Origin of the sequence: Kitasatospora sp. NPDC094019 (assembly GCF_044764505.1) — a bacterium.
Taxonomy (GTDB): domain Bacteria; phylum Actinomycetota; class Actinomycetes; order Streptomycetales; family Streptomycetaceae; genus Kitasatospora.
On record NZ_JBIWIF010000007.1, the window covers coordinates 23961 to 49619 of the forward strand.

Genomic DNA, 25659 nt, shown 5'->3' on the forward strand with positions numbered 1-25659 from the left:
TCGCCGGGTCAGCCGTTCGCGCGCTCGTTGCGGGCGAGCCAGCGACGGTAGAAGCCGGTGAAGACGATCAGGATGGAGAGCAGGATCACGCCGTAGGCGGCGGACTGCGCGTAGTCCCGGGGCTGTTGGCCGAAGCCGAGCCGGTAGGCCCAGGTGACCAGCAGTTGGGCGTCCGGCGCGCCGTTGGCGCCGAACAGCAGGAAGATGACGGCGAACTGGTTGAAGGTCCAGATCACGCCGAGCAGCACCACGGTCGAGGAGACGGTGCGCAGACCGGGCAGGGTGACGTGGCGGAACCGCTGCCAGGCGGAGGCGCCGTCCATCTCGGCGGCCTCGTACAGCTCCGCCGGGATCGACTGGAGGCCGCCGAGCAGCGAGATCATCATGAACGGCACGCCGACCCAGGTGTTGACCAGGACGGCGGCGGCCTTCTGGGCGAGCGGGTCGTCCAGCCAGCCGGGCTCGGGCAGGTGCAGTGCGGAGAGCAGGCCGTTGACGGCGCCGCCGTCGGCGAGCATCAGCCGCCAGGAGAAGACGGTGACGAAGGTCGGCACGGCCCAGGGCAGGATCAGCAGCATCCGGTAGACGGCGCGGCCGCGGAGCTTCTGGTTGAGCAGCAGGGCGAGGCCGAGGCCGATGGTGTAGTGCAGGCCGACGCAGAGCGCGGTCCAGGCGATGGTCCAGACGAAGTGCGACCAGAAGCGGTCGTAGGACCCGGGGCCCCAGAGGATGTCGGCGTAGTTGTCGAGGCCGACGAACCGGTAGCTCGCCGGGATCTCGTTGACGCCGATCTTCCGTGCCGCGTTGAGGCTGTTGGCGTCGGTGAGGGTGAGCCAGAGCCCCTCGACGAGGGGGTACAGCACCAGGACGCCGAGGACGAGCACCACCGGTGCGATCATCGCATAGGCGTACCAGTGCTTGGCGTACGAGCGCTTGAGGCGCTCCATCAGGCCCGGACGCGGATCGCGCTGCCGGCTGCCCTGGCCGGTCGCGCCCTGCACGGCGACTGACATGTTCGACACCTTCTCGGGGAGGTCCGCCGCCTCGCTTCGGCGACTGCTGCTACGGGTCCGGCCGCCCGGCCCGCCGGGGGTCGGCGGGCCGAACGGCCAGGGCTCGCCCGTCGGGACAAGCCTTGAGGGAGGGACTACTTGGCGAAGCCCGGGAGCAGCTTGGCGTAGTCGGTGGCGACGGTGTTCAGACCGTCCTGGGTCGAGGTGCCCTGGACGACCTTGCCGAGGTTGGTGCCCAGCGAGGCGAACAGCGAGCTGTACTCGGGCAGTTCGGGGCGCGGCTTGGCGCTCGACAGCACCGACTGGAAGCCGGCGATACCGGGGTCGGCCTTGACCTCGGGAGTGAAGGCGTCGTCGCGGGTCGGCAGGGTGGAGTTCTTCTGCGCGATGAACGCCTGGCTCTCGGCCGAGGTCATGAAGGCGGCGAACTTCTCGGCGGCGGCCTTGTGGGCCTGGTCGGCACCGGCGTAGACGGAGATGTTGTGGCCGCCGGTCGGCGCGCCGCCCTTGCCGGCGGAGCCGCCGGGGACGGGGGCGATGCCGAGGTTGGCCTTGTCCGCGAAGGCCGTGCCCTTGTAGATGTTGGTGATCTCCCAGGGGCCCTGGACGATCGCCGCGACCTTGCCGCTGTTGAAGGCGTCCATCATGTGCGCGTAGGCGTCGGTGGTGACGTCGGCCTTGGCGGTGCCGGGCGCGGTGAACAGCGACTTGTAGGTCTCGATCGCCTTGACGGCCTCGGGGCCGGCGACGGTGATCTTCTTGCCCTTGGCGTCGACGGTGTCGGTGCCCTCGCCGAACAGGAACGGCATCGCGTAGTAGCCGTCGGCGGCCTTCAGCCAGAAGCCGTCCACGCCGGCCTTGTCCTTGACCGTGGCGGCGACGGTCTTCAGCTCGTCCCAGGTGGTGGGGGCGGCGGTGATGCCGGCCTTGGCGAAGATCTCCTTGTTGTACAGGAGGCCGAGGGTGTCGGTGACCAGCGGGACGCCGTAGAGCTTGCCCTGGTAGCTCGCCTGCTGGATCAGGCTGGGCTGGAACTTGGCGGAGTCGGCGGCGGCCGGGGTGCCGTCCAGCGGCTCCAGGTAGCCGCCCTTGGCGAAGGCGGCGGTCCAGCCGACCTCGGAACGGAACACGTCCGGCGCGCCCTTGGCCCCCATGGCGGTCTGGAGCTTGTTCTGCGCCTGGTCGAACGGCACGTTGACGAAGTCGACCTTGACGTTCGGGTTGGCCGCCTCGAACTTCTTGACGAGCTCCTGGTAGTTCGGCGCCTCGTTGGTGGCGTTCGAGGTGTCCCAGTAGGTGAGGGTGACCGGCCCGTCGGCCTTGCCGTCCGAGCTGGAGCCGCTGCTGCCACAGGCAGCCATCGAGACCGCGAGGGCCACAACGAGGGCAGAGGCCGCGATGCCACGCCGCATGAGAACTCCTTGGAGGGTGGGGGTGCCCGAAATAGTGGGAGACAGGCGCATAATGGCTGCCTTGCCTCGCGCCGACCGCACCGTTGCTGCCGCCGGGCTCGGAAGGAAGTTAACAGCGGGGCAACAGTCGCGGAAACCCCTTGCAGAAAGTTTCTGCAAGAAGCGGCGATCGTTACACCCACGTGTCCTTCACGTTGCCGCACGGTAGTTGACAGGCGGGAAAGTTGTGGCGCTTTGTCCGGTTCGCCCCGGCGACAGCTGCCGCCGGGGCCACCCTCCGTGGTGAAAAGTCCTTGCAGAGCCCCCGTCAGCCGGTGCGGCCGAGCCGGAACACCGTGGTCGAACGGAACTCCTCCCCCGGCCGCAGGACGGTGCTGGGGAAGTCCGGGTGGTGCGGGGAGTCCGGGAAGTGCTGGGTCTCCAGCGCCACCCCGGAGAACGGCCCGTACGGCACCCCGCTCGCACCGCTGACCGCGCCGCGGAAGCCGTTCGCCGTGTAGACCTGGATCCCCGGCTCGGTGGTCAGCACCTCCAGGGTCCGCCCGCTGACCGGGTCCTCCAGCCGCGCGGCCCGGGCCGGGGCGCCGTCCGCCGGGCGGGGGCGCAGCACCCAGTTGTGGTCGTAGCCGCCGGGGCCGGTCAGCTGCGGGTGCTCGTCGTGCACGGACTTGCCGATCGGCCGGGCGGAGGTGAAGTCGAACGGCGTGCCGGCCACCGGCTCGATCCGCCCGTCCGGGATCTGCCGCTCGTCGGTGGGGGTCCAGCTGTCGGCGTCCAGGGTGAGCAGATGGCCGAGGACGTCGCCGGAGCCCTCGCCGGCCAGGTTGAAGTAGGCGTGGTTGGTGAGGTTGACCACGGTCGGCGCGCCAGTGACCGCGCGGTAGTGGATCGCCAGCTCGCCGGAGGCGTCGAGGGTGTAGTCGACGGTGACGTCCAGCGCGCCCGGGAAGCCCTGGTCGCCGTCGGGGCTGTGCAGCCGCAGCCGGACGCCGTCGGGCAGTTCCTCGGCCGCCCACATCCGGTCGGCGAAGCCGTCCGGGCCGCCGTGCAGGGTCACCCCGCCGCCGGTCGGGGCGAGTCGGTGCTCCTCGCCGTCGAGGGTGATCCGGCTGTCCGCGATCCGGTTGGCGTACCGGCCGACCACGGTGCCGTAGTGCCGGGCCGGGCCGAGGACGTCGGCGAGCCGGTCGCTGGAGAGCAGCACCTGGGCCGGGCGGCCGTCCCGGTCGGGGCCGACCAGGGTGTGCAGAGTGGCGCCGAGGGTGAGCACACTCGCCTCGTACGGGCCTGCCCGCAGCGTCCACCGCTCGATCGCGGAGCCCGCGCCCGAGGGGTCCAGGGGCTCGCGCCGCACGCTGGTGGTCCGCGACCCGTTCGCCGGGGGCGTCGCCATGACCTGCTCCTCACCGGCGGGCCGCGGGGTGCGTGCCCGCCCTTGACCGGGGTACCGCCCGGGGCCCGTCCGGGCCCGGGTCGGCGCAAGCCTAGCCAGGTACGGGGACGGCGGGGCGCTCATCGGGTCCGCGCGCGCCGCCCGGGCCGCGCCGGACGCCCCGGAGCCGCCTGATCCGGTCCCCGCCGCGGTCGGGCCCGGGCCCGGACGGCCCCGACCGGCCTCGACCGGGAACCGTCAGAAGCGCTCGGGCCGCTCCGGCAGCTCCGGATGCGCGCGCAGTTCCGGACGCACCGCCGGCTCCGAGCCGTCGCGCTGCTCCGGGGCCCACAACTCGACCGGCCGCTGGTCCGGCGCCAGCCCGAGGGCGGCGGCCAGACCGTCGGGCCCGCTGCCCGCCTTCCGGTAGACCGCCGCCAGCCGCCGGTTCACCAGGCTCAGCGGCAGCGCCAGCCGGTCGGCGATCCGCTGCGGCGGCACGCCCCGGACGGCCAGCTCGGCGACGTCCCACTCGGGCTGGCTGAGCGTCTCCCGCACGTCGCCCAGCCGGTTCGGCCGCAGACCGTAGTTGGCCAGCTCCCGCCGGGCCCGCTCGACCAGCCCGTCCGCGGCGCAGTGCTGGGCCAGCTCGATGCCCTGGTACAGGTACTCCTGGGCGTCCTCCAGCCGGCCGACCCGGCGCAGCGCGGCCCCGAGGTCGACCAGCGCCACGGCGTGCTCGTAGCCGGCCGGCGACTGGCCGAGGTGGGCCACCGCCCGCTCCAGCAGCTCGACCGCCTGCTGGCCGTCCTCGATCTGGGCGTACAGCCGCAGCGCCGTCCCGATCGCCGAGGCGGTGCCGAACCGCTCCGCGTCGGCGACCGAACGGCGGGCGTAGTCGCGGGCGCGCTCCGGCTCGTCCTCGGCGAGCGCGATGGCCAGGTGCGCGGCCCAGGGCGCCCAGACGGTGTTGTGCCAGCCCCGGATGTCCAGCTGCGCGCCCGCCTCGGTGAGCGCGGCGGCCGCGCCGGCGGGACGGCCGACGGCGAGCAGCAGCTTGCCGTACAGCGACGCGGCGTCCGGCAGCACCATCGCGGTGGCGTGGTACGGCGGGTGGAAGCCGAAGTCGAGCGCGAGGTCCCAGGCTTCCGCACTGCGGCCGCGGGCGATCAGGGTGTCGATCAGGACGCCGACCGCGTCCCAGGCCAGCGGCAGCTTGGAGCCGATCCGCTCGGAGAGCCGCAGCGCGCGGCGCAGGAAGTCCTCCGCCTCGGCGAGCAGACCGCGCCGGAACCTCGCCAGGCCCATCAGGAAGTAGGCGAAGCCCCGGTGGGCGCCGGACCAGCCCGCCACCTCGAACTGGACGATCGCGTCCGAGAACAGCCGCTCGGCCTGGGCGATCCGGTCGTTGTAGGTGTAGGAGAGGCCGAGGGTGGCGGGCAGCTCGAAGCCCCAGATGTTGTCGGTCCAGCCGAGGCCCTTGGGCAGCCGCCCGTTGTCCAGCACGTCGTCCGCGTGCCGCAGCACCTCGGCCGAGGGCGCCCCGCGCAGGGTGAGGTCCCACGCCCGCAGCGCCAGCACCGCCCGGTCGGCGGCCTCGCGCCCGGTGAGGCTCTCGCAGAGCGCGCCCAGCCGGGCGGAACGGGCCGGGCCGTCCTCCTCGGACTTGCGGAAGGCGTGCCACATGAACGAGGCCGCCTCCAGCCGGAGCCGGCCCGCCTGGTCCCCGAAGGTGTGCTCGGCCTCCTGCTGGCAGACCAGGGCGGCCTGGCGCAGTTCGCCGCTGTGCGCCAGCACCTCGGAGAGCCGGAAGGTGGCGTCCACCCGCAGCGAGGGGCGCAGCGGTCCCTCCTCCGGGTCGAGCGCGAGCTTCAGTTGGTTGACGGTGGCGACCGGGTCGGTGAGCAGCGCCGAGCAGCCCAGCTCGTAGAGCACCTCGGCGCGGTCCTGGTCGTCCGGCGGTTCGGCGAGCGCGCGGTGCAGACAGCGCTGGGCGGCCTCGGGCGCGCCGATCAGCAGGTGTTCGGAGGCGGCGCGGCGGAGTTTGCGCACGGTTCGGTCGTCGCCCTCGCCCGCGAAGGTCTCCACCAGGTGGCGGGAGGCGGCGAGCAGGCCGAGCCCGGCGTTCTCGATCTCGGCAGCGGCCACGCCGTGCATGCCGGTCCGGGTGGCCTCGGGCATGGTGTTGTAGATCGAGCTGGCGATCAGCGGGTGGACGAATTCGAGGTTGCCGTTCGGCGTGGCGGTCAGGACGCGCTGCTTGCGCAGTTCCTTGACGGACTCGCGGGCGCCCTCGGTGGACTGGGCGGAGATCCGGGTGGCGAGGTCGGGCCGGATGTCGGTGCCGAGCATGGCGGCGGCCCAGGCGAACCGCAGGGTGGCGGCGCCGAGCCGGTCCAGCCAGGACTTGAGGGTCATCCCGGTGGCGTCGACGGCGAGTTCGCGGAGCTGGAGCGAGTTCTCCTCGACCGGGGCCAGCTCCTGGTCGCGGACCTGGTCGAGCAGGGCGACGGCCTCGAACGGGTTGCCGTTGACGACGTTCCAGAACTCGTAGCAGAAGGCGTCCTCGGCGCGGTCGCCCAGCTCGGCGCGGATGATGTCGGTGACGGCGACCAGCGAGAGCCGGCTCAGCGCGTGCCGCCGGGTCGCCAGCGAGGCGACGGCACGGTGGTGGTCCTGGGACTCCTGCTGCCAGTCGGCGGTGTCGTCGCGGTAGGCGAACACCAGCAGTACCGGCAGTTCGCGCGCCCGGACGGCGAACTGCGCCAGCCAGCCGAGGGATTCGAGGTCGGCCCAGTGCAGGTCGTCGACGAGCATCACCAGCGGGGCGCGGCGCGGGGCGAGCTGGGTGAGGACGAAGTCCAGGCCGTCCCGGACGCCCTGCGGGTCGAGGCGGCGGGCGCCCTTCCGGGGCTGCTTGAGGCCCATGGCCGGTCCGACGACCTCCTCCCAGGTGCCCATCACCTGGCGGAACTCGCCGGGGCCGAGGCTGCCGAGCACCGGCTGGAGCAGTTGGCGCAGCACGTGGTACGGCTCGTTGAACTGCCGCTCGCCGCCGCGGGCGAACAGGACGGTGGTGTTGGGGCGCATCTTGGCGATCCGGCGGACCTCGTGCAGCAGGCTGGTCTTGCCGATTCCGGGCCGGCCGGAGAAGGTGAGGAGTTCGCCGATCTCGGTGCCGCCGGCCGCGAAATCACGGCAGAGCTTGTCCACCGCCGCCTCGGCGGAGCGGAGTTCGGCGTCACGGTCGCGCAACCTGACCCGGCCGGGGGCGCCTTCCGCCTCGCGCGCGCCGGTTGTCGCCTCCGCTCGGAATTCGTTCTCCCGCTCGGTCACCGTAGTGCCTCCGCCTCGCCGTTCCCTGCTCGTGGAGCCGAGGGTAGCGCCGCCGGGGGTGCGGTGGAGCGCATTCACGCAGGCGGGGGCCGAGATCGAGGGTTCGGCGGCCTTGCCGAGGGCAATTGCCCTATATCCCTAACGTCGGATCATTGCATCGGATACTCTACGCCCCGCGCGGCGAGGTGATCATGCCGTGCCTCTCTGTCACCGACCGGCCGCGCAGTCCCAACTCCCCCACCTACAGCAGCATTACCTTAAGCGCCCCCACCCTCCGCAGCTCCGGGAGTCCGATGTCTGACGACACCTCACTTCAGATTCCGTTCCCGTACCGTCGCAGTGCCCACGGGCCGTACGCCACCGAACTGCACCGCGCCTGGCTCACCCGCCACCCGCTGCTGGCCGACCCGACCCACCCGTCCTACGCCCACTGGGAGGTCGTCGACCTCGCCGCGCTCGGCTACCCCGACGCCGGGCCGGACGAACTCGCCCTGGCCGCCGACCTGATGGGCTTCTACTTCCTGTTCGACGACCAGTTCGACGGACCGCTCGGCCGCCGCCCCGCCGAGGTCGCCCCCATCTGCGACCGACTGGTGGCCGTCCTGCACGGCGCCCGGCCGGACCGGAACTCCCCGGTGGAGACCGCGTTCGCCGACCTCTGGGAGCGCAGCGTCCAGGGCATGCCGGCCCGCTGGCAGGCGCGCGCCGCGTACAACTGGGAGTACTACCTGGCCAGTCACCCCGCCGAGGCGGCCGGCCGGATAAGCCCACGACCGCCCGACCGGGCCGGCTACCAGGTGCTGCGGCGCGGCACCGCCGCGATGGAGACCATCTTCGACATGGTCGAGCGGCTCGGCCACTTCGAGGTCCCGCCGGCCGTCCTGCACCATCCGGTGCTGCGTCAGATCCGCCAGCTCGCCGCCGACATCCCCTCGCTGACCAACGACGTCCGGTCGTTCCCGCTGGAGGCGCCGCGCGGCGACGTCAACAACCTGGTGATGATCGTCCAGCGGGAGCGGGACTGCTCGGCCGAGTCGGCCTGCGCGGTGGTGATGGCCGAGGCCCAGCTGATGGCCGAGCGCTGCCGGGAGCTGTACGAGCGGCTCCCCGACGTGTACCGGGAGCTGGGGCTGGCGCGGGTCGAGCGGATCGTCGCCCAGCGCTACGCCGACGGCCTGGTCACCTGGCTGGCCGGCTACCTGAGTTGGGAACGCCGCACGGGCCGCTACCAGGAGGCGTGACGGCGACCCGCCCGCTCGCCTCCGGGCCGAGGGGGACGGAGCGGGGTCCGCCCGCCGCCCGCCGCCGGCCGTCGAGGAGCGAGGGCCGGCGGTGGAAGCACGACGGCCGGAATGCGCCACCCTCCGTGGACGGGCGCCGTACGGACCGTAGCCGAACCGGCCGCCCGCCGGTTAGGGTGCTGCTCGGCGGGCGCCCCCGGGAGCGGGGCACGCCCGACCCGCGTGTGTGTCCGTACCCTCCGCCGGGCCGCCCTGCACGGCCCGGCGCACCGCCCGGCCCACGCGCCGGTGCGGCGCCCCGACAGCGCGAGGAGGCACCAGAGCATGCCGGTCTACCAGCCCCCCGGACAACCCGGATCCATCGTCGAGTACCGCCCCCGCTACGAGCACTGGATCGGCGGCCGGTGGACACCGCCGGTCCTCGGCCAGTACTTCGAGAACCCCAGCCCGGTCACCGGCGAGGTCTTCACCGAGGTCGCCCGCGGCACCGCCGAGGACATCGAGGCCGCCCTCGACGCCGCCCACGCCGCCGCCCCGGCCTGGGGCCGCACCCCGCCCGCCGAACGCGCCCAGGTCCTGCTGCGGATCGCCGACCGGATCGAGCGGAACCTCGAACGGCTCGCCGTCGCCGAGAGCTGGGAGAACGGCAAGCCGGTCCGCGAGACCCTGGGCGCCGACCTGCCGCTCGCGGTCGACCACCTGCGCTACTTCGCCGGCGCGCTGCGCGCCCAGGAGGGCGGCCTCTCCCAGCTGGACGAGGACACGGTGGCGTACCACTTCCACGAGCCGCTGGGCGTGGTCGGCCAGATCATCCCCTGGAACTTCCCGATCCTGATGGCGGTCTGGAAGCTCGCCCCGGCCCTCGCGGCGGGCAACGCGGTCGTGCTGAAGCCCGCCGAGCAGACCCCCGCCTCCGTCCTGCTGCTGGTCGAACTCACCGCCGACCTGCTGCCGCCGGGCGTGCTCAACGTGGTCAACGGCTACGGCCTGGAGGCCGGACGGCCGCTGGCCTCCAGCGACCGGATCCGGAAGGTCGCCTTCACCGGCGAGACCACCACCGGCCGGCTGATCGCGCAGTACGCGAGCGGCAACCTGATCCCGGTCTCGCTGGAGCTCGGCGGCAAGAGCCCCAATCTGTTCTTCGCCGACGTCGCCGACGAGCGCGACGACTTCTACGACAAGACGGTCGAGGGCTTCGCGATGTTCGCCCTCAACCAGGGCGAGGTCTGCACCTGCCCGAGCCGGGCGCTGATCGAGTCCTCGATCTACGACCGGCTGCTGGCGGACGGCCTGGAGCGGGTCCGCTCGATGCGGCAGGGCAATCCGCTGGACACCGCGACCCAGGTCGGGGCGCAGGCCAGCGACGAGCAGCTGCGCAAGATCCTCTCCTACATCGAGATCGGCCAGGCCGAGGGCGCCAAGGTGCTGGCCGGCGGCGAGCGGGCCGACCTCGGGGGCGCGCTGGCCGGTGGCTACTACGTGACGCCGACCGTCTTCGAGGGCGTCAACGGGATGCGGATCTTCCAGGAGGAGATCTTCGGCCCCGTCGTCGCGGTCACCCGCTTCGAGGACTTCGACGACGCGATAGCGCTCGCCAACGACACCCTGTACGGCCTCGGTGCCGGCGTCTGGACCCGCAACGGCACCACCGCCTACCGGGCGGGCCGCGCCATCCAGGCGGGTCGGGTCTGGACCAACTGCTTCCACGCCTATCCGGCCCACGCGGCTTTCGGCGGCTACAAGAACTCGGGCATCGGCCGGGAGGGCCACAAGGCCGTCCTGGAGCACTACCAGCAGACCAAGAACCTCCTGGTCAGCTACTCCCCGAAGGCCCTGGGCCTGTTCTGACCGACCGGTCCCCGCGCCGTCGACGGGACCGGAACGCGGAGTGGGAAGCCGGTCCGGCCGACTTCCCACTCCGTACGCCACTCCCCGTGGCCCGGTCTCGGGGACCCCTGAGGGCAAATCACCCGTATCGGGATGTAAGCACATGAATCACCGGAAATGTCCGACGCGCCGTCGACATGCGCGGCGTGTCCCGTCCGACGCCCTAAACAGGAGTCCCCACCGCTTCGACTCCTGGGAGACCGGATGGCCATCGCCCCCGCCAAACTGACCGACCCGACCGTGCGCGCCGCCGTCACCGCGATCAACGCGGGTGACCGGCAGGCGTTCCTCGACCTGCTGGCCCCCGGCGCCACGATGTCCGACGACGGCTCCGACCGTGACCTCCAGGACTGGATCGACCGCGAGATCTTCACCGTGCGCGGCCACATGGAGGTCCGCTCCGAGTCCGACGGCGGCCGGGCGCTGGTCGCCGACTTCCGCAACGAGACCTGGGGCGAGATGCGCACCAGCTGGCGGTTCACCGTCGAGAACGGCCGGATCGACCGCTTCGAGACCGGTCAGGCGTGACACCGGGCCCGGCGTGACATCCGCTCGGGCGTGACACCGGGCCCGGCGGTCAGGACACCCCGAGCGACTCCCGCACCGCCCGGATCAGCGCGCGGGAGCGGACGTCCCCGGTGACGCCGGGCTGCATGCCGTTGGTGACGTAGCCGAAGCCGATCCCGAGCCCGGGGTCGGCGAAACCCAGCGAACCGCCCCGGCCGGGGTGGCCGAAGCTGGCCGGCGAGGCCATCAGCGCGGTCGGACTGTGCCGGAAGAAGCCCAGCCCGAACGTCGAGTTGACGATCAGCACCCGGTCCGGGCCGCTCACCACCGGCCCGACCGCGCGCGCCAGCACCTCCGGGCCGAGCAGCGGCGGCAGCGTCCCGCCGCCGCTGCCGTACCGGTCCGCCTCCCCGATCAGCGCCGCGTAGAACCGCGCCACCGAGCGCGCGGTGCCGATCCCGCCCGCGCCGGGGATCTCGGCGGCCTGCACCGCCGGGTCGTTGAGGTCCACCCCGGGGCGCACCGAGGCGAAGGCCCGCGCGGTCAGCGAGGACGGGTCCTGGTAGGCGTCCCGGACCGACTGCTTGGGCCGCAGCCGCAGGCCGCTCGGCCCGGTCCTGGCCGAGGGCGGCGCGGGCAGGTCGACCAGCCGGCCGACCCGGGGCGCGGCACCGGACGGCAGCCCGATCCACAGGTCCAGGCCCAGCGGCCGGGCGATCTCCTCGGCGAAGTACTGGCCGACGGTCCGGCCGGCGACCCGGCGCACCACCTCGCCGACCAGCCAGCCGAAGGTGTACGGGTGGTAGCCGTGCGCCGTCCCCGGCTCCCAGGCGGGCCGCTGGGCGGCCACCGCGGCCGCCGCCCGCTCCCAGGTGAGCACGTCCTCCAGCCGCAGCGGCACGTCCAGCGCGGGCACGCCCGCCTGGTGCGACAGCAGCCAGCGCACCGGCACCCCGCCCTTGCCGGCCGCCGCGAACTCCGGCCAGTAGGAAGCGACCGGGGCGTCCAGGTCGAGTTGCCCGCGCTCGGCGAGCAGCAGCGCGGTGGTCGCCGTCAGGCCCTTGGTGACCGAGCGCAGCACCTGCGCGGTGTCGGCCGTCCACGGCACCGCCGGCGCGGGCCGGCCGCCGACCTCCGGCCGGGCGTCGCCGCCCCACAGGTCGACCACCTTCCGGCCCCGCACGTACAGCGCGAACGCGGCGCCGAGCTCGCCGTGGTCCCGGAAGTTGCGGGCGAACGCCTCCCGCACCGGCTCGAAGCCCCCGGCCGTCTCGCCCCAGATCTCCACCACCGCGTGCCCCTCCGGTCCCTCGTGCCTCGTTCGTGTGTCCGTGAATCGCCCGGAAACCCTAACCTGTCGGTCATGACCAACCCTGCCGATGAGCTGCTGGACGTCGTCGACGAGCACGACCGGGTGATCGGGACCGCCCCGCGCGGGGAGGTGTACCGGCGGGGGCTGCTGCACCGGTGCGTCTTCGTCCTGGTCCGCGACCCGGCCGGGCGGATCTTCGTGCACCGGCGGACCGACACCAAGCTGTTCGCCCCGGGCGCCCACGACATGTTCGTCGGCGGCGTGGTCGGCGCCGGCGAGACCTACGGGGAGGCGGCCGTCCGGGAGGCCGAGGAGGAGCTGGGCGTGACCGGGATCGTCCCGCGCCCGCTGTTCCGCTTCGTCTTCCGGGGCGACGGCCTCTCCTGGTGGTCCGACGTGCACGAGGCCGAGTGGGACGGCCCGGTGGCCCCGCAGGAGTCGGAGGTGGCCTGGCACACCTGGCTGACCCCGGCCGAACTGGCCGAACGCCTGGACCGGGACGAGTTCGTCCCCGACGGCCGCGAGGCGTACCGCCGCTACCTGGAGCACCACCGCTCCTGACCGGGCCCGACCGGGGCCGATAGGGTGGCGCGCATGGCATCCCGCACTCCGTCGGCCCCCTCCTCCGCGCCCGCGCGCGGCGACCGTCCGGAGCGCACCGGGCGGGCCGCGCGGACCGGGTCGCCGGAACCGGCCGAGGAGGCGGGCAGGGCGGGGGCGGGAGCGGGCGACGGGGCCGGAACCCAGGGTGGGGCGGCAGCGGCGCGAGCCACCGGACGGCCCGCGCCCACCGCGCGGCCGCGTCGACGGCTGAGCGTCGACGAGCGGCGCGAGCAGCTGATCGCCGTCGCACTGGAGCTGTTCAGCCACCGCCCGCCGGAGGAGGTGTCGATCGACGACATCGCCGCGGCCGCGGGCGCCTCGCGGCCGCTGGTCTACCACTACTTCCCGGGCAAGCAGGCGATCTACGAGGAGTCGCTGCGGCGGGCCGGCCAGGAGCTGTCCGCCCGGTTCGAGGAGCCGGCCGACGGCCCCCTCTCCGAGCGGCTGTACCGGGTGATGGGCCGCTACCTGGACTTCGTGCAGAGCCACGGCCCCGGCTTCGCCGCGCTGTTGCGCGGCGGCTCGGTGACCGCCAGCACCAACACCTCGGCGGTGATCGACGAGGTCCGGCGGGCCGCGCACGAGCAGATCATCGGCCATCTGGCGCTCCCCTCGCCCAGCCCGGGACTGCGGCTGACCGTCCGGGCCTGGATCGCCAACGCCGAGATCACCTCGCTGGAGTGGCTGGCCGACCGCTCGGTGCCACTGGAGGAACTGCGACTCCACCTGGTCCAGGAGTTCGTCGCCTCGCTCACCCTGACCGCCGCCCGGGAGCCCGCGCTGGCCGCCGAACTGGCCGGCTTCTTCGCCGGGGAGCGGCCGGACGGCCCGACCGGGAAGCTGGTCCGCGACCTCGCGGGCCTGCTGGCCGTCCCCGGCCTGGCCGACACCCTCGCCGTCCTGGCCGTCCCGCCCGCCCCGGACGAACCGCGGGAACCGCGGGAACCGCAGGACCCGCAGGACCCGCAGGACCCGCCGGAGCGGCTCTGAGCGCGGTCGGCGCCGCGGACGGCCGGTTCTTCCGCGTCGGCGGCCTCTGATAGGAATGTGCACGGATCCGACGGCCCGCCGGGCACCCTCGGACCGGGATCCGGACCAGCGAACGCACAGCGAGCAGAGCGGGGGGCTCAACAGTTGACCCAGGACGGCCAGTTCAGCACGGAGGCCACTCCCTTCGCGGCCGCGGAGCGGGTCTCCGCGACGCTCGGCAGCCTCACCGACGCCCTCTTCGACGCCCGCGCCTCGCGCCACCCCGCGGCCGTGCTGACGGCGCTGCGGTCCACCGCGCACCCGGCCGCCGAAGCCCTGTTCCAGCTGCCGCTGGCGCCGAACGGGCCGGTCCACACCGCCGTCGGCCGGCTCGGCACCGTGGTCACCGCCGGCACCGCCCGCCCCGGCAGCGGCGCCCCGCTCGCCCCGCTGGCGATCGGCGGGCTGCTGGCCCGCTACGGCGCGGCCGGCCCGGTCCGGGGCGCGGCCGGCGGCTCCCCGGAGGCCCTCAGCGCCGGGCAGTTCGACCTCCCGGTGACCGGCGAGCCCGCCGACCCCAAGCTCCGCCCCGCGTTCGCCGCGCCGCTGGCCGCGCTCGCGGCCGGACAGCAGACCCGGCATCCGGTCGAGCTGCCGACCGGCGCGGGCGCCGAGGTCCGGCTGGTCGTCCCGCCCGGGTTCCACGCCCTCACCGCCCCCGGCGGCCCGCCCGGGGTCTCCGCCCGCACGGTGTCCAACGGCCCCGTGGACGGCATCCCGGCCGGCCGCGGGATCGCCCCGGCCACCGGCGCGGCCGCCGCCGAACTGACGCTCCACCTGGCCGAGACCGCCGAGGAGCTGTTCGCCGGCACCGGCCCGGCCGACCGCCGCGAGTTCGCGCTGATCGCCGCCGCCCTGGCCGACGCGATCACCGGATCCGGCGCCGTCTACGCGGGCGTCGCGGCGGTCCAGGTGGACGGCAGGGCGGCCGACGCGACGCTGGTCGTCTCGCTGGCCCGGCATCCGCTGCCGATCACCGGTCTGGCCACCGAGCTCGCCACCGTACGGCGGCACGCCGAGGTGTGGACGGTGCTGCTGCCCGCCGGGCCGGCCGCCGTCCTGGTCGAGGCCCGCAGTGTGCCCGTCCCCGGCCCGCTGGCCGCCGACGGAGTGCGCCGCTGGGCGGTCACCTCGGTGGTCGAGGCGTTCGTCCCGCTGCCGGACGGCGCCTCGGTGCTCTGCGTCCAGCTGACCACCAGCCAGCCGCAGGACTGGGAGCTCTACACGGACGTGTTCGCCGAGCTGCTGAAGTCCGTTCAGTTCGGCTGGGACGGCGTCCCCGCCGCTCCCGCCGCCCCGCTGTCCGCCACCACCGTCCTCCTCGTCCCGGCCACCGAACCGGCGCCCGTCGCGTACCCGGCGCCCCTCCCGGTGTCCGTCACGGCGCCGTCGCCGCCGCCCTCGACCCCGGCCGCGCCCGCCGTCACCGATCCGCCCCGGGCCGCCGACAGCCCCGGGTCCGCCACCGAGGACGAGGCCGCCGAGCTCCCGGTGCACCTGCGCGGCACCCCGGTCCGCGTCCCCCCGGCCGACTTCAACCCGTTCGCCCCGGTCGCCGACCCGACCCCGGCACAGCCGATCCTGATCCCCGAGGACGTGCCCGCCGCGCCGTCCGCGCCCAACGGCACGCCCGTGACGGTGCCGCCGCCGGACTTCGACCCCTTCGGCATCCTCGGCACCCCCGGCACCGGGACGCCCACCGAGGCACCGGAGCCCCTCAAGGGCACACCGGTGACGGTGCCGCCGCCGGACTTCGACCCCTTCGGCATCCTCGGCACCCCCGCCGCCGCACCCGCGGACGACCCGGAGCCCCTCAAGGGCACACCGGTGACGGTGCCGCCGCCGGACTTCGACCCCTTCGGCATCCTCGGCACCCCCGCCGCCGCACCCGCCGTCACCGCGCCGCCCGCCACCGCGCCCCGACCGGACGCCGCCCCCGACCCCTTCGGTACGGTGACCGCCGCCGAGCGGGCCGCCGACCCGTTCGGCACCACCGTCCCCGGCCCGCCGTCCGTCCCGCCGCCGCCGTCCGCCCCGCCGAGCGTCCCCGCGCCGGAGCGCGACCCCTTCGGCTGAGCCGCACCGCACACACACCGCGCCAGCACCCGCGCCCGCACAGCACCGCACCCGCGCGGAAAACACAGCACCCCGCACGCGCCGCACCGCGGCCGTCGTCACCCCGGCCCGACCCGCGGCCCGCCGGCCCGCCCCGCACCGGCGGGCCGGGCCGGCCCCCGCGCCGTCCGTCATGCCCACGACCACCAACTGGTACAGACCTATTGCCAGTTGCCGGCCGGCTCCCTACCCTCGGCAAAGGATCCTCCGCGGCACCCCGACGGCCCGAGGACCGGTTCCGCGCCACCCCCATGGCCCGGACCACGCTGCTCCACGCACCTGACACCTCCCCACGGGTAACGGGGCGTCCGGGCCTGCCCCGGGACCCCAGGACAGGAGCCACATCCATGCGCAGACGTCGGATCAGCCTGCCGCTACTGGCAGCCGGGACCCTGCTCGTCCCGGTCCTCGCCGCCGCCCTCCCCGCCACCATGGCCAGCGCCGCGGCCGAGCGTGCCGCGGCCTCGGCCTCGGCCGCCGAGGCTTCCGCCGGGTCCGTCACCGCGGTGTTCGCCAAGGGCAGCGACTGGAGCACCGGCTACGAGGGCAGTTACACCGTCACCAACGGCTCCACCGCCCCGGTCAACGGCTGGACCCTGGAGTTCGACCTCCCCACCGGCAACACCGTGGCCGGCCTCTGGAACGCGACCTACACCACCTCGGCCTCCCACGTCACGGTGAAGAACCCCGGCTGGGCCGCGACCCTGCCGGCCGGCGGCACTTACAACGTCGGCTTCAACATCGCCTACTCCGGCAGCTACCAGGCGCTGAAGAACTGCAAGATCAACGGCCAGCCCTGCGACGGCAGCGGCGGTGACCAGACCGCGCCGACCGTCCCCGGCAACCTCCGGACCGGGACCGTCACCCAGACCTCGGTGGACCTCGCCTGGACCGCCAGCACCGACAACGTGGCCGTCACCGGCTACGACGTGTTCCAGGGCGGGACCAAGGTGGCCACCGCCGACGGCGCCACCACGGCCGTCACCGTGCAGGGCCTGACCGCCGGCACCGCCTACCAGTTCACCGTCCAGGCGTTCGACGCGGCGGGCAACCGATCCGCGGCGGCCGGCCCGGTGAGCGCCACCACCAGCCCCGCGGTCGACGACCGCGAGGCGCCCAGCACTCCGGGCACGCCCGCCGTGACCGGCTCGGACTCCAACTCCGTCTCGCTGAGCTGGGCCCCGAGCACCGACAACGTGGGCGTCACCGCGTACGACGTGTACAGCGGGACGGCGCTGGCCGCGACCGTGACCACCCCCGCCGCGACCGTCGGCGGACTGGCCCCGGACACCTCCTACACCTTCACCGTCAAGGCCCGCGACGCGGCCGGCAACGTCTCGCCCGCCTCCGGCCCGGTGACCGGCAAGACAAAGCCGGGCGGCAGCAACCCGGCGGCGATGAAGATCGGCTACTTCACCCAGTGGAGCATCTACGCCCGCGGCTACAGCGTGAAGCAGCTCGACACCTCGGGCTCGGCCGGCCGGCTCACCACGCTGAACTACGCCTTCGCCAACATCCACCCGAGCACCAAGCAGTGCTTCATCACCAACAAGGCGGCCGGCCCGGACAACGACCCGAACGCGGGCGACGGCGCCGGTGACGCCTGGGCCGACTTCGGCAAGGGCTGGGACGCGGGCAACTCGGTGGCCGGGACCACCGACACCTGGGACCAGAAGCTGGCCGGCAACTTCAACCAGCTGAAGCAGCTCAAGGCCAAGTACCCCAACCTCAAGATGCAGATCTCGCTCGGTGGTTGGTCCTACAGCAAGTGGTTCTCCGACGCGGCCGCCACCGACGCCTCCCGCAAGGCGCTGGTCAGCTCCTGCATCGACATGTACATCAAGGGCAACCTGCCGACGATCGACGGCCGGGGCGGCGCGGGCAGCGCGGCCGGCATCTTCGACGGCATCGACCTCGACTGGGAGTGGCCGAACTCCGACGGACACACCGGGAACATCTTCCGGCCCGCCGACAAGGCCAACTACACCCTGCTGGCGCAGGAGTTCCGCCGCCAGCTGGACGCCCTCGGCGCCACCACCGGCAAGCACTACACGCTGAGCGCGTTCCTCCCGGCCGACCCGGCGAAGGTCGCCGCCGGCATCGACATCCCCGGTCTGTTCGGTGCCTTCGACTTCGCCACCATCCAGGGCTACGACTACCACGGCGGCTGGGAGATGGTCACCAACCAGCAGTCCGCGATCAAGGTCGCCGCGGGCGACCCGAACCCGCCGGCCCGCCAGTTCAGCTCCGAGATCGCGATCGGCGCGTACGTCACCGGCGGCGCCCCGAAGAGCAAGCTCACGCTGGGCATCCCGTTCTACGGCCGAGGCTGGACGGGTGTCCCCCGCGGCACCACCAACGGTCTCTTCCAGACCGCGACGGGCCCCGGCCCGGGCACCTACGAGGCCGGCTTCGAGGACTACAAGAAGCTCAAGCAGATGGCCACCGGCGGTGGTTACACCATCTACCGGGACCCGGTCGCCGGGTACGCCTACATCTACAACGGCTCGGTGTTCTACTCCTACGACGACCCGACCGAGATCGCCCGCAAGACCGCCTGGATCAAGTCCCAGGGGCTGGCCGGCGCGATGATCTGGGCCTTCGACGGTGACACGCCGAACGGCGAGCTGATGGCCGCGGTGGACAACGGCCTCAAGTAGCCCCGTCCGCCGCACCTTCCGCGACACTCCTGCGTGACACCCTGGCCCGCCCCGCGCTCACCGCGCGCGGCGGGCCAGGTGCACGGCGTCGGGCACGCCCCGGGCGACCTCGATCTCGTGGGTGACCACGTCGGCGAAGCCGGCCGCCCGCAGCTCCTGCTCGAAGGCCGCCGACGGCCGGGCGCTCCAGACCGCCAGCACCCCGCCCGGCTCCAGCCGGTGGCGCAGCACCGCCAGCCCGTCCGCGCCGTACAGTCCGGCGTTGCCGTCGGTGACGGTCCAGTCCGGTCCGTTGTCGATGTCCAGGCACAGCGCGTCGTAGCGGGCCCCGTCGGCCCCGGCCAGGTACTCCAGCAGGTCGGTGTGCAGCACCTCGACCCGCTCGTCCGCCAGCCCCCCGGCCGAGAACGCGGCCAGCGGTCCGCCGCGGTGCCAGTCGATGATCGCGCTCTCGCGCTCGACCACCGCGATCCGGCCCCAGCGCGGCTCGGCCGCCGCGTGCGCCAGCGAGAACCCCGCCCCGAGCCCGCCGATCAGCAACGACGGCCGCGCCACCGACCCGGTCCGGTCCAGCTCCGTCAGCGCCACCTCGATCAGCAGCCGCTCGGAGCGCCCGTCGGCGGTGTCCATCAGGAAGCAGCCGTTGGCGATGATCTCGTAGTCCCGCCCCCGCCGGCGCAGCGCCACTTCCCCGAACGGACCCTCGCGCCGGTCCAGTGTGACGACGGCTGCGGAGCCGTCCCGTTCGGGAAGGGCGCTGTACATACGGCGGGTTCCTCCGCGGAGTCGGGGTCACGGACACGCGGGACGACCGTCGGGGCCGGACCACGCGCCCGACGATAACCCAGTCGGCCCCGGTCGGTGCCCGATTTATGTGGTGATCAGCACTCCGGCGTACGACACCCCGGCCACCACCAGCCAGGACCCGAGCCCGAGCAGGGCGATCCGGCCGCCGGTGCGCACCATGGTCGGCAGGTGGACGGCGCTGCCGAGCCCGAACAGGGCGGCGGCGAGCAGCAGTTCCTGGGTGTCCCCGGCGAGCGCCAGGGCCCGCTCGGGCAGTACCCCGGTGGTGCGCAGCACGATCATGGCGAGGAACCCGGCGACGAACAGCGGCAGCAGCGGCGGTCGCTTGCCGGTGGCCGGCTCGGTCCCGGCCCGCCGGTGCGAGCGCCGGGCGGCCACCGCGACCCCGGCGACCAGCGGTGCCAGTAGGACCACCCGCATCAGTTTGACCAGCACCGCCTCGCGCAGCGCGCCCGCGCCGCCGGTCTGCGCGGTGGCGACCACCTGCCCGACGTCGTGGACGCTGGCGCCGACCCAGCGCCCGAAGCCGCCGGGGTCGAGGCCGAGCGGGTGCTGGAGCAGCGGCAGGACGGCGATGGCCAGCGTTCCGCAGAGGGTGACCAGGGCGACGGAGGCGGCGACGTCCTCCTCCTCGCTGCCGGCGGCCTGGCTGACGGCGCCGATCGCCGAGGCGCCGCAGATCGAGTAGCCGGTGGCGACCAGCAGCGGCTGGTCGCCGGGCAGGCCGAGCCGCCGTCCGAGCCAGAGCGTACCGGCGAAGGTGGCCCCGACCACGGTGAGCACCATGGCGACGGTGGCCCAGCCGAGGCCGAGCACGTCGTCGAGGCTGAGCTTGAGGCCGAGCAGCACGATGCCGATCCGCATCAGCCGCTTGCCGGCCGTGGAGAGGCCGGGCCTGGCGACGCCGCGGACGACGGGTCGCAGGCCGGGCAGGTGGGCGGCGGCGATGCCGAGCGCGACGGCGGCGGTGAGCTTGGGAACGGCGGGGACGGCCTGGTGGACGGCGATCGCGGCGGCCACGCCGAGCACCGCGAGCAGCAGGCCGGGGGCGTCGCCGCCGAGCGGCGGCAGGACGCGGGTGCGGACCGGCCGGACCCGGCGGTCGCGGAGGATCAGGGCCATACGGGGTTCACCGCTGTTCCCCGGCGGGCAGCCGGTAGACGCGCCGGATGCTGGTGCCGAGCTTGGCCACGTCGGCGCCGTACACGTGGACCGAGATGGCGGTGGAGCCGCAGGCGTTGCGGACCAGGTGGATGTCGCCGGGCGGGGCGAACGCGGCGACGGTGCCGGCCGGGCCGACGACGTGCTCGGTCTCCACCAGGTGGGCGGTGCGGCCGTCGGAGACCAGCCGGTAGCGGGTCTCGCTCTCCTGGCCCTGGTGGACACCGGCCACGCACCAGGAGACGTGGTCGTGGATCGGAGTCCGCTGGCCGGGCAGCCAGACCAGCGCGACGACCGAGAAGGCGCCGTCCTCCTCGGCGTGGAGGACGTGCTGGCGGTAGCGGTCCGGGTCGCCCTCGCGCTGTTCGGCGGTGAGCAGCTCGCCGTCGCCGAGGTGCGGGGCGAGGCGTTCGCCGACCAGGTAGGCGGTGAGTTCGGGCGGCAGTCCGCGGTCCACCACGGCACGGATCTCGCCGACGAGGGCGGTCATGCGCTCGGTGAGGCGGCCGCTGCCGACCGTGGCTGACGTTGTCATGACGGTAGCGTCGCCCCGGGCGACCCATCACGTCCAAGGAGGGTTTTTTCGCTCTCCCCCAAACACTGCTTATCGATCGGGCCGGTTCCGGCGTCCGGTCGGCCGGATCAGCACCCGACCCGGGCGGCCGCGGCCTGCCGCAGCTGGTCGAGCACCAGGGCGGTGGCGGGGATCCGCCGGTGCTCGCGGAGCACGTACGCGCTGACCTGGCGCCGCAGGTGCGGCTCCACGGCGCGGCCGGTGACCTTGCGGTGGCACATGAAGGAGAGCACCAGCGCGGGCATCAGGGCGATCCCGACCCCGGCGGCGACCAGGCTCTGCACCGCGAGGTTGTCGTCGGTGGAGAACACGATGTCGGGCGCGAAGCCCTCCTCCGCGCAGACGTGCAGCAGGTTGGCCCGGCAGCGGGGACAGCCGGCGATCCACCGCTCGCCGTCGAGGTCGGCGAGTCGGACGGCGTGGCGGCGGCCGAGCGGGTGGCCGACCGGCAGCAGCACCGTGAGCAGGTCCTCCATCAGCGGGATCTCGTCCAGCTCCGGCGGCACCTCGGCGGGCGCGCCGGGATAGCGGAAGGCCAGCGCGATGTCGCACTCGCCGCGCAGCAGCCGCTGCACGGAGTCGGGCGGCTCGGCCTCCAGCAGCTCGACCCGGACGCCCGGGTGCTCGGCGAGCAGCCGGGCCATGGTCTCGGGTATCAGGGTGGCGTTGGCGCTCGGGAAGGCGCAGACCCGGACGCGTCCGGCGCGCAGCCGGGCCAGTGCGGCGAGCTGCTGCTGGGCGGCGGAGAGGCTGCCGAGGATCTGCTCGGCGTGCCGGGAGAGCGCCTCGCCGGCCTCGGTGAGCCGCAGCCCGCGCCCGGCCCGGGTGAACAGCGGCAGGCCGACGCTGCGTTCCAGGGCCTTCATCTGCTGGGTGATGGCGGGCTGGGTGTAGCCGAGCTCGCGGGCCGCCGCCGAGTAGGAGCCGGCCCGGACGACCTCGTGGAAGGTCCGGATGTGCCGCGAGTCGAATACCGGCTCCACTGTGCCTCCGCCCGGCCGCCTGCCACTGCCGGGCAATCATAAGCAGAGTTTGGAGGTATCGAGTCGACCCTCGTTGGTACCTATGGTTCACCCGGGGAACGGGTGCCCCTGGCGTCCCCGCCGGGCGGGCCGCCGGATCACGGCGGACCGGTCGGCGGCAGCCCCATCGACACCTCGGCACTGGCCACCGGGGCCCCGCCCTTCATGCTCGGCCGGCGCCGGCCGCGCCGCTCGACCCAGTGCGCGAACCAGGAGAGCAGCAGGCACATGCCGATGTAGATCGGCGCGATCACCATCACCACCGGGATGAACGGCAGGTCGTAGTCCAGGTTGGTGGCGATCAGCTTGCCCGCGTGCAGGAACTCCTCGTAGGTGATCAGGAAGCCCAGCGAGGTGTCCTTGAGCGCCACCACCAGCTGGCTGATGATGGCCGGCAGCATCGCCCGGTTCGCCTGCGGCACCAGCACGTACGCCATGACCTGGGTCTTGCGCATGCCGAGCGCGAAGGCCGCCTCCTTCTGTCCCCTGGGCACCGCGAGCACTCCGGCCCGGAACACCTCGGCCAGCACCGAGCCGTTGTAGAGCACCAGGCCCGCCACCAGCGCCCAGAGCGGGGCGACCTTGAGCGCGACGAAGATGAAGAAGATCATCACCAGCAGCGGCATGGCCCGGAAGAACTCCACCACCAGCGTGGACAGCATCCGCACCGGCCGGTGGTCGGACAGCCGGCCGGCGGCGAACAGCGCGCCGAACGGCAGCGCGAACAGCACCGTCCAGCCGAACGCCTTGAGGGTGTTGCCGAGCCCGCGCAGCAGCAGTTCCTGGACGCCCTTGTACTCGAAGGCCATCCACTTGGACTCGGTGAACTGCTGGGTGTGGAAGAGCATGTAGACGATCCAGCCGAGCAGGGCGGCGATCGCCAGCAGCGCGAGTCCGCCGTACAGCCGGTGCCGGGCGAGCGCCTTCGGGCCGGGGATGTCGTAGAGCGCCGAGGATTCCACCGTCATCGCGACACCGCCAGTCGTCGTTCCAGCAGGTTGAACACGGCGCTGACGGCCAGGGTGATGATCAGGTAGCCGACGGCGATCCAGACGAAGGTCCAGACGATGCTGTAGCCCAGCTCGTTGATGGTCCGGTAGGTGCCGAGCAGCTCGGTGACGCTGAACGAGCCCGCGATCGCGGTGTTCTTCGCCAGCGCGATCATCACACTGCCGATCGGGGCCACCACCGACCGGTACGCCTGCGGCAGCACCACCAGCCCCATCGTCTGCCCGAAGGTCATGCCCAGGCTGCGCGCCGCCTCGCCCTGGCCGACCGGCACGGTGTTCACGCCCGCCCGCATCGCCTCGCAGACGAAGGCCGAGGTGTAGCAGCCGAGCGCGAGCACCGCGAAGGTGAAGAACGGCAGGGTGATGTCGAAGCGCGGCAGGCCCAGCACCACGATGAAGAACAGCAGCGTGAGCGGGGTGTTGCGCAGCAGCGTCACCCAGGCGGTGCCGAACACCCGCAGCGGCTTCACCGGCGAGACCCGGAAGCTCGCCATCAGCACCCCGAGCACCAGGGCCAGCACCGCGCTCACCACGAACAGCGAGAGGGTGCCGAGGAAGCCGTCCCAGTAGGTCGACCAGTTGTCGGTCAGTGTTTTCACAGCGCGGCCCTCCCTCAGTACCGGTCGATCGGCGGCGGGGCGGGCGCGGGGATCCCGGACAGGCCGAGGGTCGCGTCGTACGCCTTCTTCCAGTCGCCGTTCTCCTCGTGGCGCGCCAGCGCGTCGTTCAGCGCGCCGCGCAGCACGGTGTCGTTCCTGGGCGTGCCGATCCCGTACGGCTCCTCGGAGAACAGCGGGCCGACCACCTTGAGCTCGTCCGGCACCTTGGCCGCGTAACCCATGAGGATGGTGTTGTCCGTGGTGACGGCGTCCACCTGGGAGGTGATCAGGTTGTCCACGCAGGCCGAGTAGGTGTCGTAGCCGATCAGGTGCGCCTTCGGGTACTGCTTCTGGATCCGCTGGTACGGGGTGGAGCCGGCCGCCGAGCAGACCTTCTTTCCGTCCAGGTCCTGCGGTCCGTTGATGTCCTTGTTGTTCTTGCGGACCAGCAGCGACTGCCCGGCCAGGTAGTACGGCCCGGCGAAGCCGACCAGCTTCTTGCGGTTGTCGTTGATGGTGTAGGTGCCGACGTAGTAGTCGACCTGGCCGTTCTGCAGCGCGGTCTCGCGGTTGGCCGAGGCGATGGTGCGGAAGTCGATCCGGTCCGGGCCGAAGCCCAGGTCGGCGGCGACCATCTTGGCGATCTCGATGTCGAAGCCGGAGTACTCGCCGGTGGCCGGGTTCTTCTGGCCGAGGTAGGGCTGGTCCTCCTTGGCGCCGACCACCAGGTGCCCCCGGGAGCGGGCCGCGTCCAGGGTCGGGGAGCCGGTCACCGGGCTCCCGGTCATCACCTGGTAGCTGGGCAGCGCGCTGGGCTGCGGCCCCTTGGGCGGCGGGGTGCCCGGTTTGCCGCAGCCGGCCAGCAACAGGGCCGCGGCCAGCAGGATGACGGTCTTCTTCACGGCCGGGCCTCAGTGCTTCAGGATCTTGGAGAGGAAGTCCCGGGCCCGCTCGCTCTCCGGGGAGTCGAAGAACTCCTCCGGCGCGCGGTCCTCGACGATCCGGCCGTCCGCCATGAAGACCACCCGGTTCGCGGCGGAGCGGGCGAAGCCCATCTCGTGGGTCACCACGACCATGGTCATGCCCTCGTGCGCGAGCCGGCGCATCACGTCCAGCACCTCGTTGATCATCTCGGGGTCCAGCGCCGAGGTCGGCTCGTCGAAGAGCAGCGCCTTCGGGTCCATCGCCAGCGCCCGGGCGATCGCCACCCGCTGCTGCTGGCCCCCGGACAGCTGGGCGGGGTACTTGTCCGCCTGCTCCGCCAGCCCGACCCGCTCCAGCAGCGCCCGGGACTTGGCGTCCGCCTCGGCCCTGCCCCGCCCGCGCACCTTGATCTGCGCCAGCGAGACGTTCTGCAGCACGGTCCGGTGCGCGAACAGGTTGAAGGACTGGAACACCATCCCGACCTCGGCCCGCAGCCGGGCCAGACCCTTGCCCTCCTCGGGCAGCGGCCGGCCGTCGATCAGGATGGTGCCGGACTCGATCGGCTCCAGCCGGTTGACGGCCCGGCAGAGCGTGGACTTGCCGGAACCGGACGGCCCGATCACCACCACGACCTCGCCGCGGCCGATCGTCAGCTCGATGTCCTGGAGCACGTGCAGCGCCCCGAAGTGCTTGTTGACCCCCCGCAGTTCGATCAGCGGGGTGAAGCCGCCGGGCCCGGGGCCCGGATCCGGTCCGGGCGGCGGCTCGGCGGTGCTCACCGTCCGCGCCGCCCCTTCAGCAGCCAGCCGAGGGCCGCGCCGGCGATCAGGGTGCCCAGCAGGGCGATCCAGAGCGGGGCGCTCACGGTGAACACCCAGAACTGGATCTGCACCTTGTCGAGGTTGGCGAACAGGAACCACACCGCGAGGACGACGATGACGCCGATCCCGATGTACCGGGTGGGGATCCCGCCGATCTCGCTGCGCTTGGTACCGGAGGAGCCGTCCGAAATCTTGGTCACCCGTGCAGTCTGCGGTCGATCGGGAGGGTTTGCCCGGATACGCGCCCGGGAGTA

At 73.3% G+C, this 25659-nt stretch carries 21 protein-coding genes; 7 read left to right on the forward strand and 14 right to left on the reverse strand.

What is annotated here, in order from left to right:
• Positions 1–8: 8 nt before the first annotated feature.
• The 4 genes from ACIQ9P_RS17335 to ACIQ9P_RS17350 form a co-directional block, all read right to left on the reverse strand.
• A complete protein-coding gene (locus ACIQ9P_RS17335; RefSeq protein ID WP_402355937.1) occupies positions 9–1013 on the reverse strand; it encodes a carbohydrate ABC transporter permease in 1005 nt (334 codons plus the stop codon).
• 134 nt (positions 1014–1147) lie between these two features.
• Positions 1148–2425, reverse strand: a complete 1278-nt coding sequence (locus ACIQ9P_RS17340) for an extracellular solute-binding protein (RefSeq protein WP_402355940.1) — start codon at positions 2423–2425, stop codon at positions 1148–1150.
• Positions 2426–2732: 307 nt separating this feature from the next.
• Positions 2733–3818, reverse strand: coding sequence for an aldose epimerase family protein (locus ACIQ9P_RS17345; RefSeq protein ID WP_402355943.1), 1086 nt, complete (start codon positions 3816–3818; stop codon positions 2733–2735).
• A gap of 237 nt (positions 3819–4055) precedes the next feature.
• Positions 4056–7133 (reverse strand): ATP-binding protein, encoded by a 3078-nt coding sequence (locus ACIQ9P_RS17350; RefSeq protein WP_402355946.1) that lies wholly within the window; start codon positions 7131–7133, stop codon positions 4056–4058.
• A gap of 293 nt (positions 7134–7426) precedes the next feature.
• Here ACIQ9P_RS17350 and ACIQ9P_RS17355 point away from each other — a divergent pair, with 293 nt between their 5' ends.
• The 3 genes from ACIQ9P_RS17355 (at position 7427) to ACIQ9P_RS17365 (ending at position 10789) form a co-directional block, all read left to right on the forward strand.
• A complete protein-coding gene (locus tag ACIQ9P_RS17355; RefSeq protein ID WP_052709474.1) occupies positions 7427–8374 on the forward strand; it encodes a hypothetical protein in 948 nt (315 codons plus the stop codon).
• Between the two features lie 324 nt (positions 8375–8698).
• Positions 8699–10222 carry an aldehyde dehydrogenase family protein gene (locus ACIQ9P_RS17360; protein ID WP_402355949.1) on the forward strand — a complete coding sequence of 508 codons (1524 nt, stop codon included), beginning with the start codon at positions 8699–8701 and terminating at the stop codon, positions 10220–10222.
• A gap of 243 nt (positions 10223–10465) precedes the next feature.
• The gene (locus ACIQ9P_RS17365; RefSeq protein ID WP_402355952.1) at positions 10466–10789 is read left to right on the forward strand and encodes a nuclear transport factor 2 family protein; all 324 of its coding nucleotides are present in this window, start codon (positions 10466–10468) and stop codon (positions 10787–10789) included.
• Between the two features lie 49 nt (positions 10790–10838).
• Here the strand turns inward: ACIQ9P_RS17365 and ACIQ9P_RS17370 are convergent, their stop codons facing one another.
• Entirely contained in the window at positions 10839–12059 is a 1221-nt protein-coding gene (locus ACIQ9P_RS17370; protein ID WP_402355955.1) for a serine hydrolase domain-containing protein, read from the reverse strand.
• A 72-nt stretch (positions 12060–12131) separates the two neighbouring features.
• Here ACIQ9P_RS17370 and ACIQ9P_RS17375 point away from each other — a divergent pair, with 72 nt between their 5' ends.
• The 4 genes from ACIQ9P_RS17375 to ACIQ9P_RS17390 all read left to right on the forward strand — a co-directional run bounded on the left by ACIQ9P_RS17375 (position 12132) and on the right by ACIQ9P_RS17390 (position 18487).
• Entirely contained in the window at positions 12132–12641 is a 510-nt protein-coding gene (locus tag ACIQ9P_RS17375) for an NUDIX hydrolase (RefSeq protein WP_402355958.1), read from the forward strand.
• Between the two features lie 249 nt (positions 12642–12890).
• A complete protein-coding gene (locus tag ACIQ9P_RS17380; RefSeq protein ID WP_402356985.1) occupies positions 12891–13673 on the forward strand; it encodes a TetR/AcrR family transcriptional regulator in 783 nt (260 codons plus the stop codon).
• Positions 13674–13817: 144 nt separating this feature from the next.
• Complete coding sequence (locus ACIQ9P_RS17385) at positions 13818–15788, forward strand: hypothetical protein (protein WP_402355961.1); 1971 nt, start codon at positions 13818–13820, stop codon at positions 15786–15788.
• 386 nt (positions 15789–16174) lie between these two features.
• Positions 16175–18487 carry a glycosyl hydrolase family 18 protein gene (locus ACIQ9P_RS17390; RefSeq protein ID WP_402355964.1) on the forward strand — a complete coding sequence of 771 codons (2313 nt, stop codon included), beginning with the start codon at positions 16175–16177 and terminating at the stop codon, positions 18485–18487.
• Positions 18488–18544: 57 nt separating this feature from the next.
• Here the strand turns inward: ACIQ9P_RS17390 and ACIQ9P_RS17395 are convergent, their stop codons facing one another.
• From ACIQ9P_RS17395 to ACIQ9P_RS17435, 9 genes are all read right to left on the reverse strand, one after another.
• On the reverse strand, positions 18545–19252 hold the full coding sequence (locus tag ACIQ9P_RS17395) for a spermidine synthase (protein WP_402355967.1): 708 nt from the start codon (positions 19250–19252) through the stop codon (positions 18545–18547).
• 105 nt (positions 19253–19357) lie between these two features.
• Positions 19358–20416 (reverse strand): YeiH family protein, encoded by a 1059-nt coding sequence (locus tag ACIQ9P_RS17400; protein ID WP_402355970.1) that lies wholly within the window; start codon positions 20414–20416, stop codon positions 19358–19360.
• Between the two features lie 7 nt (positions 20417–20423).
• Positions 20424–20990 carry a cysteine dioxygenase gene (locus tag ACIQ9P_RS17405; protein WP_402355973.1) on the reverse strand — a complete coding sequence of 189 codons (567 nt, stop codon included), beginning with the start codon at positions 20988–20990 and terminating at the stop codon, positions 20424–20426.
• A gap of 107 nt (positions 20991–21097) precedes the next feature.
• Positions 21098–22012, reverse strand: coding sequence for a LysR family transcriptional regulator (locus ACIQ9P_RS17410; protein ID WP_045943776.1), 915 nt, complete (start codon positions 22010–22012; stop codon positions 21098–21100).
• A gap of 137 nt (positions 22013–22149) precedes the next feature.
• Positions 22150–23019 (reverse strand): amino acid ABC transporter permease, encoded by an 870-nt coding sequence (locus ACIQ9P_RS17415; RefSeq protein WP_402355976.1) that lies wholly within the window; start codon positions 23017–23019, stop codon positions 22150–22152.
• Positions 23016–23660 carry an amino acid ABC transporter permease gene (locus ACIQ9P_RS17420; RefSeq protein ID WP_402355979.1) on the reverse strand — a complete coding sequence of 215 codons (645 nt, stop codon included), beginning with the start codon at positions 23658–23660 and terminating at the stop codon, positions 23016–23018. The genes ACIQ9P_RS17415 and ACIQ9P_RS17420 overlap by 4 nt, the downstream gene beginning before the upstream one ends.
• A gap of 14 nt (positions 23661–23674) precedes the next feature.
• Positions 23675–24562 (reverse strand): glutamate ABC transporter substrate-binding protein, encoded by an 888-nt coding sequence (locus ACIQ9P_RS17425; RefSeq protein ID WP_402355982.1) that lies wholly within the window; start codon positions 24560–24562, stop codon positions 23675–23677.
• A gap of 9 nt (positions 24563–24571) precedes the next feature.
• Entirely contained in the window at positions 24572–25300 is a 729-nt protein-coding gene (locus tag ACIQ9P_RS17430) for an amino acid ABC transporter ATP-binding protein (RefSeq protein ID WP_402356988.1), read from the reverse strand.
• Between the two features lie 59 nt (positions 25301–25359).
• Positions 25360–25605: a lipopolysaccharide assembly protein LapA domain-containing protein gene (locus ACIQ9P_RS17435; protein WP_402355985.1), complete on the reverse strand. Its 246-nt coding sequence runs from the start codon at positions 25603–25605 to the stop codon at positions 25360–25362.
• Positions 25606–25659: the final 54 nt, after the last annotated feature.